The 11,553-nt window shown below is 55.5% G+C and carries 13 protein-coding genes and 1 pseudogene; 6 read left to right on the top strand and 8 right to left on the bottom strand.

The features are described 5' to 3' along the window. The first annotated feature begins 171 nt into the window (after positions 1-171). Positions 172-423, top strand: coding sequence for a hypothetical protein (locus WFK59_RS05470; RefSeq protein WP_336755233.1), 252 nt, complete (start codon positions 172-174; stop codon positions 421-423). Between the two features lie 220 nt (positions 424-643). Here the strand turns inward: WFK59_RS05470 and WFK59_RS05465 are convergent, their stop codons facing one another. The 3 genes from WFK59_RS05465 to WFK59_RS05455 all read right to left on the bottom strand — a co-directional run bounded on the left by WFK59_RS05465 (position 644) and on the right by WFK59_RS05455 (position 3,974). Beyond that, complete coding sequence (locus WFK59_RS05465) at positions 644-979, bottom strand: gamma-glutamylcyclotransferase family protein (RefSeq protein ID WP_336755232.1); 336 nt, start codon at positions 977-979, stop codon at positions 644-646. A gap of 934 nt (positions 980-1,913) precedes the next feature. Next, entirely contained in the window at positions 1,914-2,387 is a 474-nt protein-coding gene (locus WFK59_RS05460) for a hypothetical protein (protein ID WP_336755231.1), read from the bottom strand. A gap of 567 nt (positions 2,388-2,954) precedes the next feature. Further along, positions 2,955-3,974, bottom strand: coding sequence for an alpha/beta hydrolase (locus tag WFK59_RS05455; protein ID WP_233984294.1), 1,020 nt, complete (start codon positions 3,972-3,974; stop codon positions 2,955-2,957). 440 nt (positions 3,975-4,414) lie between these two features. Here WFK59_RS05455 and uraH point away from each other — a divergent pair, with 440 nt between their 5' ends. Next, the gene (uraH, locus tag WFK59_RS05450) at positions 4,415-4,843 is read left to right on the top strand and encodes a hydroxyisourate hydrolase (RefSeq protein ID WP_336755230.1); all 429 of its coding nucleotides are present in this window, start codon (positions 4,415-4,417) and stop codon (positions 4,841-4,843) included. Between the two features lie 61 nt (positions 4,844-4,904). Here the strand turns inward: uraH and WFK59_RS05445 are convergent. Continuing rightward, a pseudogene (locus WFK59_RS05445) lies at positions 4,905-5,036 on the bottom strand (LysR family transcriptional regulator); the annotation flags it as partial. A gap of 254 nt (positions 5,037-5,290) precedes the next feature. Between WFK59_RS05445 and WFK59_RS05440 the strand changes: the two are divergent. Next, positions 5,291-6,394, top strand: a complete 1,104-nt coding sequence (locus tag WFK59_RS05440) for an NADH:flavin oxidoreductase/NADH oxidase (RefSeq protein WP_336755229.1) — start codon at positions 5,291-5,293, stop codon at positions 6,392-6,394. 47 nt (positions 6,395-6,441) lie between these two features. Here WFK59_RS05440 and WFK59_RS05435 read toward each other — a convergent pair whose 3' ends face one another. Further along, complete coding sequence (locus WFK59_RS05435; RefSeq protein WP_233984297.1) at positions 6,442-7,026, bottom strand: NUDIX domain-containing protein; 585 nt, start codon at positions 7,024-7,026, stop codon at positions 6,442-6,444. Positions 7,027-7,108: 82 nt separating this feature from the next. Between WFK59_RS05435 and WFK59_RS05430 the strand changes: the two genes are divergently transcribed. Next, positions 7,109-7,858, top strand: coding sequence for a DeoR/GlpR family DNA-binding transcription regulator (locus WFK59_RS05430; RefSeq protein WP_336755228.1), 750 nt, complete (start codon positions 7,109-7,111; stop codon positions 7,856-7,858). Here the strand turns inward: WFK59_RS05430 and WFK59_RS05425 are convergent. Both WFK59_RS05425 and WFK59_RS05420 read right to left on the bottom strand, forming a co-directional pair. Then, a complete protein-coding gene (locus tag WFK59_RS05425) occupies positions 7,851-8,480 on the bottom strand; it encodes a glutamate racemase (protein ID WP_442956298.1) in 630 nt (209 codons plus the stop codon). The genes WFK59_RS05430 and WFK59_RS05425 overlap by 8 nt on opposite strands. A 310-nt stretch (positions 8,481-8,790) precedes the next feature. Next, positions 8,791-9,183, bottom strand: coding sequence for a VOC family protein (locus WFK59_RS05420; RefSeq protein ID WP_336755227.1), 393 nt, complete (start codon positions 9,181-9,183; stop codon positions 8,791-8,793). 93 nt (positions 9,184-9,276) lie between these two features. Between WFK59_RS05420 and WFK59_RS05415 the strand changes: the two genes are divergently transcribed. Together WFK59_RS05415 and WFK59_RS05410 are read left to right on the top strand one after the other, a co-directional pair. Continuing rightward, on the top strand, positions 9,277-9,807 hold the full coding sequence (locus WFK59_RS05415) for a GNAT family N-acetyltransferase (RefSeq protein ID WP_336755226.1): 531 nt from the start codon (positions 9,277-9,279) through the stop codon (positions 9,805-9,807). Between the two features lie 130 nt (positions 9,808-9,937). Continuing rightward, the gene (locus tag WFK59_RS05410) at positions 9,938-10,576 is read left to right on the top strand and encodes a LysE family translocator (protein WP_336755225.1); all 639 of its coding nucleotides are present in this window, start codon (positions 9,938-9,940) and stop codon (positions 10,574-10,576) included. Here the strand turns inward: WFK59_RS05410 and WFK59_RS05405 are convergent. Beyond that, the gene (locus WFK59_RS05405) at positions 10,552-11,364 is read right to left on the bottom strand and encodes an AraC family transcriptional regulator (protein ID WP_336755224.1); all 813 of its coding nucleotides are present in this window, start codon (positions 11,362-11,364) and stop codon (positions 10,552-10,554) included. The two genes, WFK59_RS05410 and WFK59_RS05405, sit on opposite strands and share 25 nt — an antisense overlap. Between the last annotated feature and the right edge of the window lie 189 nt (positions 11,365-11,553).

The following is an 11,553-nucleotide window of genomic DNA, read 5'->3' as shown; positions in this document are numbered from 1 at the left end:
CCGATGTCACCGCAACCACAAATGCTGTTGGAACAGCCGAATCCCTGGCGCCTGGCGAGGAAGTGAGAAGGGTGATCGCCAGTGTGTGCGGCGGGTCCGTCTGGAGACAGGCACGCAGCGTCATTCGAGGTCCGAAACCCTGGAGCGCTGTCGGTATCCGAACGGGTCAGCTTGCGTGGCGTAAAGCCTCAGAGTATACGGCTGGTGGAAGCTGAACTGGAAAGCCAGCCGCAGGTTTATCGCAGCAAAGATCCGGACGATGGCCGCCCGCAGCGGGTTGCGTTAACTCCACAGGCGGAAGTCGGCGCGGGCAGCCTGGCACAGGCGATTAGCCATCAACTGAACCTCACGCAGGAAGCGCGGCTCATTGTTCAGGCGGAAGGAGAGCGTCTCGCTGAAGTCATTAGAAATGTGCTATTTTAGTTACATCATACATAAGGCATATCTAATAATTATCCATCTGACATTGTGCCTGTCTGTTTTTGTCGATCAGTTAGAGAGACCGAACGAAGCGGTAATTCCGTGTGTAAGGTTAGCTCGCTGAACGCGGCACAAACCTTGTAAAGCAAACGTGAACAGCGACGATAACGAGCTAAAAGAGCAGGGTGCAGGCAACGAAAACAGTGCCGAATCCGTAAAGCTGTCAGGCGGATAAGGGCGGCTGCAGCTGGTAAATCCAGGCGGTTAGCTGCTGATTTTTCTCTGTTTTTACCGTGACCTCAACCCGATCGTAGCCGTCTTCAAATTCATCCAGCATCGGCCAATGCGCGTCGAGTTGCTCGGAGATAAACAGATAGCCCGGCACGGGTGCCGCCTGATCATCAAGGATAATGCCGGGGAAATCCGCTGCCGCACCCCAGCCACGCGGGTAGAAAATGCCGGTTACCGAACCGGCCAGCCATTCGCCGCCAATATTTTCCAGCAGATGCGCATTCTCGCGGCCAGGACAAAGCGTGCCATAAACAAATAAGCGTTTCATGTTTCCTCATCGGGAGTGAAAGCCGAAGCCGGAAACTGTAACCTGGCTGAAAGCCGTTGTCATGCAGGCCGGATGCATTTCAGCATTCACCATAAGGTGAGGTTTCAGTCAGTGATAAAATGGCGCGCTGTGATAAATTCTGCGGCCCATGAGCCACATAGCAGGCGCAGAATTTACGTAGCGTTGTCAAAAATGGGGTGTCTGACCGTGCGTTTTATGGCGATCGGCTGGTAACCGAGTAAGACCATTGGCTTTGAGCGCCGCCAGTGGCATAGATAATTTTCAGCGGCACAGGAGCGGCAAAGCCCGATACAGTGCGCATGAGCTGGCTGAAAGAGAGCTGCGAAGCGCGTATTATCTGGCAGCACAGCTACAACCGGCAACGACGTCACGCCGTTTGAAATGAATGATGCAGGTCGCCGAACAAAGTTGCCGTTGCAGAAGAAGGTTTGTCGTAAGGCAAATCCGGCAGGATGTGTTGAAACAAAGGATGATGCTACAAGGCGTATTGATCGGGAAGTTCGTCGAAGAGAACGTTGTAGCGAATAAGACGGTAGCGAATAAATTTGGCAGCGCAGTACAGCGAAAAAAACAGCTGTCGTGGAGGCAGGCAGTTTATGCAGGGAACGCAGAATGAGAATCAGGCGTTAAAGGTGTATGGGCGTCGGATGAGTATGGCCAGGCGGCCATTCTGATAACGGAGGAAACCAATGCGGATTCATGCTGAAAGCACAGTAAACAGCAAAATCAAGCGATGTCCGGGCATCATAATCGGAGGGTTATCTAAGGGCGCATAATGTATATTATGTTAAATAATAGATTAACACGTCCTTATCTGGCTTAGCCACAGCGCTCACTTTTCCCCTTTCCTCTCTCTTCCCGATTTTATCATTTAACTATGAAGCCAGCGTTGGCGCATCGGCAATCAGTGATTTCACGTTCTTCCCTGTTTATGCGTTTCACTATTCAACCTGCTGCGTAACTCTTTTTGCTGTTGTTCGTCAGCACGACGTTTCCTGTCTCGTCTTATCCTGTCTACATTATTTTTCAAAGCGGCGGCTTTGATCGGCAACTCTTTCGTCCAGAAAGCCTGCGGCACATAGTAACTTTCAGGTTCCGCTTCAAATATCGCAGCCAGCTGTTCCAGAATAAGATGCAGGCTAATGTTGTGCCCGACCTGAACACGTATGCTTGCTTCCAGCATCGATATCCTGAAGAACTCATCGACATAAGCTTTCATCTCACGAAACCTGACTGCACACCTTTCCGTTTCATCATCCGGATCGGTAACAGCATCAAATTTTTCCAGCAAAAAGTACACGGCGGGAAGCATCATCGCTTTGATTCGGGCGACTTCTATCTCCGGATTACGTTTTAACTCGCTAAGATAGAGTACTGGCTTTATCAATCAACTGCTTATTGAGGATATAGGCTTGTTCAAAAGACGGGATGACAGGATCATGAGGCATAAAAAACCCTCTGCTGGAAGAGGGTTTATTTTACATTATCGGGCAGCATCAGGAAAACTGACGACATGCTTAGATGAAAGCTTACAGGATTTGCTGTAGCGCGATTTCTCCGCGGGTTTATATCCGAGTTCACCCCGGACAACAGCTGCCGCTTTTTCATCATAACGCTTGTGTTGTGCTTGTTTGATGTCAGATGGAGACATTTTAAGAAACCCGATAGCCTTTAGTAGACGACGCTTCAAATTTATACCCTTTCGTCTTCCCATTCCAGTTTTTCGACCCACAAAGTCTCGTCTGCCGTTTAATTTATCTTTACCCGGCACAGGACGGGTAAAGATAAAAACTAATAATTAATCAGACCAACTACCGATATGATTTCAGGGTTGTGAACAGGTTAATCCCTCAATGGTTTTATCTTTCAAAATCAAGGAGTAACATACCTTTCCTCTTATTGCTCGCTGACACGCCGACAATCCGGGCGGCATCATCACTACCGCCCGGCTCCCTTATTTCAGATGCGATCGCAGCGCTTCACCGGCCTGGTTGATGGCCGTTCTGACGGTGGGTTCCTGGCTCAGTGCGTTCAGCAAACCGTAATCATGGATCATGCCGTTATAGCGTGTCACGGTAACCGGCACGCCTGCCGCATCCAGTTTCCGGCCAAAGGCTTCACCCTCATCACGTAACACATCCAGCTCAGCGGTCTGAATCAGTGTTGGCGGCAATCCTTTCAGCTGCCCGGTGGTTGCACGCAGCGGCGATGCCAGGATGTTATTACGATCTTTCTCTGATGTGGTGTAGTTATCCCAGAACCACTTCATCATATTCTTCGTCAGGAAATGTCCGTCGGCAAACTGATCATAAGAAGCGGTATCAAAACGCGCGTCGGTAACCGGCCACAGCATCACATCATAACGAATGGCTGGGGTTTTAAACTGCTTCGCCTGCAAGGCAACGGCAGCCACCATATTTCCGCCGACGCTGTTACCGACCAGCGCCAGACGTTTACCGTCCACGCCAATTTCAGCGCCATGTTCGGCCACCCATTTAGTAGCTTCATAAGCCTGCGTAATCGCCACCGGGAAATGTGCTTCTGGCGACGGGTCATAATTAACAAATACGGCTGCCGCGCCGGAGGCATTCACCATGTCACGGACCAGACGTTCATGGGTCGGGAAATCACCCAGTACCCAGCCACCGCCGTGGAAGAACATAAACACCGGCAACGTCGCGCTGGCATTCTCAGGTTTTACGATGGTCAGCGTCAGTGGCTTGCCCAGTACCGTAATGATTTTTTGTGAAACCTCTGCCGGCGGCAGTTCAGCGCCCTTTTGTGCCCCGGTCAGTACCGCACGGGCCTCTTTGACGGAGAGCTGCTCAATCGGCTTGCCGCCTCCGCTGTTGAGCGCCGTCAGAAAAGCGGCGACGCCAGCGGTCGGTTGCGGGCTATTTTCAGTGGGTGCTGCAAAGGCGGTACTCATCTGGCTGGCTAATAACAGTGCGCTGGCGGTCAGTTTCATGTTCATTATGGCTTTCCTTTAATTTGCTATTAAGTAGTGTGCTATCTGGTTGACGCAACAATGCCACGCTGCACTTTGGTTGTAAACTATTAAATAGTGAGCTACTTAAAAGACAAGTTTACCCTGTATATCATTTTTCGTCGTTTATAGCGTAGTCTGCCGCCATCTGTGTCGATTACCCACCATTTTCACCCTTCCAGGGAGCAATAAAAAATAAAAAAAAGCCATCCGGCTCGCTTTTCTTACTGTATGGCGGATGAAAACCGCACTTTGCCAGATGATTGTTAGTTGAAAGAATAATTGTATGATGTAACTAAAATCGCTTATGACCACAACTTCTGACCGCTCCACCTCAGAAATTTCACATTTTCCGCCGCAAAATATCGCTTTGCGGTTATCCACCCTACTATTGCTGCAAATAAACCCCGTCAATAAAGGAAACATTGATGAAAACCTCACATGCTTTGATCGCAACTGTACTTCTGGCCACTGGCATTTCTGCTTCTGCTGTTGCTGCACAACCCGTGGCGGCTAAAAATCCGTTAAGCGTCCACGTCCTGAACCTGCAAACCGGCCAGCCAACCGCCGGCATTGAAGTGGAACTGGATCAGAAACAGCAGGATAACTGGGTGAAACTGGCCACTGGCGTCACCGACAATAATGGTCGCATCAGCGCCCTGTTCCCGCAGGATAAAATGGCCAGCGCTGGCAGCTATCGCGTCGTGTTCAAAACCGGTGACTTCTATAAGAAGAACAACCAGAAAACGTTCTTCCCGGAGATCCCGGTTGAGTTCAACATGGATGCCAACGGCGAGCACTACCACATTCCGTTGCTGCTGAGCCCATTCGGTTACTCGACCTATCGCGGTAACTAAGATTCTGACTGAATCCGGCGCGCCTGCGTGCCGGATTGCCCTTCTCCCGCGACCCGCCGCGGAGCCAGTCAATAAACACCCGCAACCGATGCGTAACGTGCCGATTCTGAGGATAGACCAGATGAAACGGATAACCCGCTGGTCGCCAGTCAGGCAAAATTTCCACCATCTCACCCTGCTGTAAAAACGCCGCAAGGCGTTTGTCGATGGCGGCATGGCGCAGGTATGCTCGTCAGCCCGCAAAGTTCGACGCAGTTCGCCGGTTCTCTGCGGTTATTCGCCTTATCTCACCGCTTAGTCTGTCATCTGCGGCCCGACTCAACGCGGCAAAAATCCACCGCCAACCCGCGCGCTGACATAAAATGTCACCTTGCGCCGCACCCGATCCGCCCAATCGCCCGCTATAGTTATTCCCTGTCACGTTAGTCATAAAACCATGGAGATAACATGAGCCAACTTTTTTCACCTGTCTCACTGGGCGAACTTACCCTGGATAACCGCATTGTGATTGCACCGATGTGCCAGTATTCAGCCGATTCCGGCAACGCGTCCGCCTGGCACCGTATTCACCTTGGTCAGCTGGCCTTTTCCGGTGCCGGCTTGTTGATTATTGAAGCCACCGCCGTCGAAGATATCGGCCGTATCTCTCCCGGCGATTTAGGGCTGTGGAACGATGACAATGAAGCGGCGCTGAAATCCGTGCTGGAGGATGTGCGCCGTTACTCCTCAATTCCGATTGGCATTCAGCTGGGACACGCCGGACGCAAAGCGTCATGCGCGGTGCCGTGGGAAGGCGGCAAACAGATAGCGCCTGATGCCCCCGAGGGCTGGCAAACCGTCGCGCCTTCAGCGCTGAGCTACAGCGAAGATGAAGCCAGACCGCTGGCGATGGATCGTGATGCGCTGGAGCGGGTTAAACAAGCCTTTGTCGACAGCGCCCGTCGGGCAGTGAAACTGGGCATAGAGCTGATTGAGGTACACGGCGCACACGGCTATCTGCTGCATCAGTTCCTCTCACCGCTGTCGAACCAGCGCAGCGATGAGTATGGCGGCTCACTGGAAAACCGGATGCGCTTCCCGCTGGAAGTGTTCCAGGCGGTGCGTGATGCGGTACCGGCGTCAATTCCGGTCGGCGTGCGCATCTCGGCAACAGATTGGGTAGAGGGCGGCTGGGAAGTGAATCAGTCGATCGCGTTCTCCCGCGAGCTGGAAGCGCGCAACTGCGCCTATATTCACGTCTCCAGCGGTGGCCTGTCGGAGAAGCAAAAAATCAGCGTCGGCCCGAATTACCAGGTGCCGTTTGCCCGCGATATCCGTGAGCAGGTCTCGATTCCGGTGATTGCGGTCGGCCTGATTACTGAGCCCCAGCAGGCGGAAGATCTGCTGCAACAGGGCGAAGCCGATCTGGTGGCGCTGGCGCGCGGTATTCTCTACGATCCACGCTGGCCGTGGCACGCAGCGGCTGCGCTGGACGGTAAAGTCCGGGTTCCGCCACAGTATCTGCGTTCAGAACCGCACGATGTTAAAGGCATTCTGACCCGCGACGAATAAGCTCATCGGCAGGCCGCGTCGCTGCGGCCTGCCAGCCTGACGGCGTACTAAAGAATACCCTTCAGCCGCAGATGCTGCAGCAGCATGATGGTTTTGGCATCCATGATTTCACCGTCCGTAATCGCCTGCAGCGCCTGGTCAAAATCCATCTCCAGTACCTCAATATCTTCGCCCTCTTCTGCGATACCGCCGCCTTCACCGCTGCGCTGCTGATCGGCATATTCAGCAATAAAGAAATAGAGCTTTTCCGTGACCGATCCGGGGCTCATAAAGGCTTCAAACACCTTCTCCACCCGCGTGACGCGAAAACCGGTCTCCTCTTCGGCTTCGGCGACAATGCGCGCCTCCGGCGAGGCGTTATCCAGTAACCCCGCCGCCGCTTCAATCAGAAAGCCGTGGTGACCGTTAAGGTAGATGGGAAAACGGAACTGTCGCGTCAGCACGACCCGTTTTTTTTCACGGTTATACAGCAGGACCACCGCACCGTTGCCCCGATCATAGGCTTCCCGGCTCTGCTCCTGCCACTGCCCATCACGTCGCAACAGCGAAAAGGTGTATTTCTTCAGGGTGTACCAGTTATCGGATAGCAACTGCTCGCTGATGATGCGCACTCGGTCAGAACTCTGCTGCATGGTGATCTCCTCGATGGGTGGACAGCGGTCAAGCTATCATGCACAATCGTGCAATATCAAGAAAAAACAGGCAACCATAACTATGCTCTCGGGACAACGTAAACAGGCGATCCTCGCCCTGCTTGCCAGCGAAAAACAGGTGCAGTCGGGCGATCTCAGCCAGCGGTTTGGCGTCTCGGAAGATTCCGTTCGCCGGGATTTACGGGAGCTGGCAGCCGAAGGATTGCTGCAGCGGGTTCATGGCGGCGCTCTGCCGGTTTCAGCGGCTCTGGCGGGTTTTGAAACACGCAAAAGCGTGCAAACTGATTCGAAACGCGCCATTGCGCAGAAAGCGGTAGCGCTGATTCAGCCGGGACAGATCGTCCTGATCGATGGCGGGACCACCAGCGCGGAACTGGTACGGCTGCTGCCCGCCACGCTGGATTTCACCGCCGTGACCCACAGCCCCAGCGTGGCGCTGACGCTGGCCGACCATCCGCGCATCGAAGTGATTCTGATCGGCGGCCAGCTCTATAAGCACTCGGTGGTGGCGGTCGGCGCAGCGATGCTGGAGTCGATCAACCGCATCAATGCCGACCTGTTTTTTATGGGTGTCACCGGTGTGCATCCGGCGGCAGGCTTTACCACCGGTAACTTTGAAGAGGCCACGGTAAAACGCGCGCTCGCTGGCCGGGCAGCGGAAACTGTGGTGATGGCCTCAGCGGAGAAGCTCAACTCCGCCTCCGCCTTTGCAATTGGCGATCTCTCGCTGGCCAGCACGCTGGTGGTCGATACGCCGCCGGGCGAGCCGCTGCAGCAGGCGCTGACTGCCCACGGCGTCACCCTTATCTGAGGGCGTAGCAGGCCTGCAAGGCCAGATGCGGCGCGGTGAGCGGTCGCTGGCCGACAGCAAACCGCTGCGCCACCGGCGTCATGGAACTTTGCGCCAGCGCCACCTGACCTGCTCCCTGTTGATAAGCCTGCTCTGCCGCGTCCGCAATCAGAGCAAAATAACGCGCATTATCCCCGGCTTTGAAGGCGGCCCAGGCACCGGCCACCAGCCGGACTTCAACCTCGCCGCCAGCCCGGCAAAACAGTGCCCGCGTCGCTTCAAGCGTCGATTCCGCTGCACAGAGCGCCACCGAGGGACCTTTATAACGCTGCAGCGCCTCGGCCAGCATTTTATCGCTGCGCAGCACCCAACCAGGCTGACCGGCAACGGCAAAGTCATCGGCGACCGGTGCCAGGGTTGAGCAGGTCATCACTATTGCCTCCATCTGCGGCAGCAAAGCCTCAATCAGCCGGGCAATCCGGGCGCGTAATTCCACGCTCATCCCGCCGCTACGCTCCGCCTCCGCCAGCCATTCCGGCATCACCAGATGGTTAAGCGGACGCGCAGTCACGCCCAGCGAGGCGGCAGCGTCATCGAAAATGGCGATATTACTGGCCGCAGTATGAAGACAGAGCAGATTCATGGTTCTCTCCGGGCAAGGCTAGCGGTGAATTAAGTAAGCAGCTTACAGACTTACCGCGTTTGTTCGCCTTGTCCAGCGCCTGAGGCGATCCGCTGACGTAAAAAGTCGATAAAGCCTCGTACCTTCTCCGGAACGTGACGGGTATCCGGGTAGACGGCATAGATGCCCTGCATCGGAAAGGTGTAGTCCGGCTGAACATCACCACCAGCCAGGCCAGACGCCCATAGTCCGCTGGTCTAGCGTGCTGTTTACGCTGCAGGGTGAACAGCTGCTGTGGCGGCACCTGCACGAGACGCGCCAGCCAGAGTAGTCAGGGTTGCCAGGCGGCGTGCTGCAAAACCACCCGATAGCCATCGGCATCAACAAAGGTTATTCCCTGCCGATCCCAGTACGGATTGAAAGCTGGCCGCCGCTGGAATCCCGCCTGATCCATCCGCTTACAGTGGGTCAGCCACTCTTCTCTGGCTGGAATATAGAGCACCAGCAGGTCGTCGTCGGAAACCTGCGGCGTCAGCGGATGCGCATCACAGCGGGTAAATTCCAGATGCCAGTTTAAATCGACCCGACCCAGCATCACGCCGCTGAATCCCTGATGCTGTTCAAACGCGCCAATCGGGCTGAGCGCCAGTCCGTGACAATACATCCTGCTGCTTAGGTTCAGATCGGCCACCGGCCGCGCGATACGCAGGTGTTGAATATTCATCGCTTTCTCTCCTCAGGGTTTACTGTTATTTATCACAGCATCCCGATCTCCCCGTTACGCCGGGTGCGCAACCCTATCCTACAGAGGCTGAAAATGTTGCAGAGTGAACGATTGCTGTTACGGCCGGTGCGGCCAGAAGATGAAGCCGATCTGTTTCGGATTTATGGCGATCCCGCCACCAACACCTTTAATCCGGCTGGCCCGATGCGCGATCGCCAGCAGGCCCATAGCGAGCTGCGTAACTGGCTACAGGGCTGGCAGGATGACGGCTTCGGCCGCTGGGCGATTGCCCGTCAGGCGCAGCCCGATCACCCGATCGGTTTTGGCGGGCTGAGCCTGCACCTGCTGGATGAGCGCCGGATGAATAATCTGGGGTACCGCTTTGAAACCGCCGCCTGGGGCCAGGGATACGCCACGGAGTTTGCCCGCTTCACGGTCGATTATGGGTTTACCGTGCTGGGGCTAAGCACGATTGAGGCGCGGGTCAGACAGCATCATCAGGCGTCGATTAAGGTGCTGGAGAAAGCCGGCCTGCACTATGTCAGTGAGATTCAGGATGTCACCGGTGCTCCGCCGAGCCGCCTTTATGCCCTGTCACAGGCTGAGTGGCTGGCCCGGCGTTAATCCAGGCGCAATTTTTTCCAATATTCCCCTGGCCGGTTAGTGATGAACTCGGGTTTTCTTCCAACAGATAACAGGAAACTCCGATGCTGACCCGAACGCTTTACGTGACTTTACTCTCAGGCGGTGAAGCATGATGCCCTTTTCGAATGGTTTTCTGCTGAGCCTGTCGCTCTGTCTGGATATCGGTATCGCTAACATCGCGATGATCACCCTGGCGATGCAGCGTGGCTATTTCCAGGGGTTCTGGCTGGGGATCGGCACCTGTATCGGCGATCTGTTTTATGCTCTGCTGGCGCTCTCCGGCCTGGCGGTGCTGCTGCAGTTTACTCCGGTACGCTGGGTGCTGTGGCTGGGCGGCAGCGCGATGCTGCTGTGGTTTGCGGTGAAAATGGCGATGGCCGCATGGCAACCCACCGCGCCGATTGCCTTTGAAAAAGCCGCGCCGCCGCGCCCGCTGCGACAGGAATTTTCCCGTGGCGTGCTGCTGGCGATCTCCTCGCCCAGTGCGATTTTGTGGTTTGCCACCGTTGGCGGCGCGCTGATTTCCCGCATCGGTCAGCAGAGCACTGGCACTTCCGTCGCCTTTCTCAGCGGTTTTTTTATTGCCGGCGTGATCTGGACCGGCGTTCTGTGCCTGATCGGGCATCTGGGCGGCCGGGCGCTGGGTCAGCGCTTACTGAAATATTGCGCCATCGCCTCGGCCATCATCTTCAGCTATTTCGCGATTATCGTGATCGTCTCTGGCTATCGGGAATTTATGCTGCGCTGACCGGTCTGCTGCGCGTAGTCGTGCGGCGTCACGCCCATCACTTTCCGAAACGCATTGATGAAATGGCTCTGATCGTAAAAGCCGAGTTCCAGCGCCGCCTCCAGCGGATGCACCCGATTGCGCAGCAGCTGACGGGCGCGATGCAGCCGCAGCTGCATGTGATATTGCAGCGGTGGCAGACCGGTATGGCGAGTAAAACAGCGCACCAGATGATACTTGCTGACGCCCGCCTGACTGGCCAGATCGTCCAGCGAAGGTTTGATCTCAGGCGTCGCCAGCAGCGCTTCTTTAACGAGGACCACCAGCCGATGCTCCGCCCGGTCGGCGGGCTGTTCAGGTTGCAGCAGTTCGCCACACAGCGACAGCAGCCGCTGTTGCTGATCCGCCAGGTCATCGTCGCGGCTCGCCCCGGCGAAGGCACACAAGGCGCTAAACAGACGAGGTTCATCCAGCACGCCTTCACGCAACGCCGGAGCCTGATGGTGGCTGGTGAGGTTGTGCTGTGTGGCGAGGTTTTGCAGTAGCGTCTGCGGCAGATGCACGCTGATGAAGTTCACCTCCTGATGATCAAAGCGTGAGGCCTGCAGCGTGGCCGGATTATAAAGCGTGACCTGCCCGGCCTTCACCTCGGCGGTTTTGCCCGCCAGCCAGATCTGCTCAACGCCGGTCAGGTTAGCGCTGATCACATACTCGTCGTGCAGATGACGTGGAAACAGGGCGTCGCGGGCGCTGACCTGCGAGCATTCAATGCCGTTGAAACTGAACCAGGCCGAGGAGTGTAACGCCACGCTGTCGATCCTTTTGCAAGCGGATGTTTCTATCACGATGATTCATCACACCATTTTGCCGTGGCGAATGCAATTGCCGCCGCGCGCTGCATAACTCACGCCATCCCGAATCATTGCCGTTACCGCCCACAGCGCTAAACGCACACCGCCAGATGTCATCTACACTTTGTCGACGTTCACCCGGCAATG

The sequence above is a fragment of the Pantoea sp. USHLN298 genome (assembly GCF_037149395.1).
Classification (GTDB): Bacteria; Pseudomonadota; Gammaproteobacteria; order Enterobacterales; family Enterobacteriaceae; genus Pantoea; species Pantoea astica.
The sequence above is the reverse complement of the archived record's forward strand: the minus strand, read 5'-3'. Positions and strand labels throughout refer to the sequence as shown.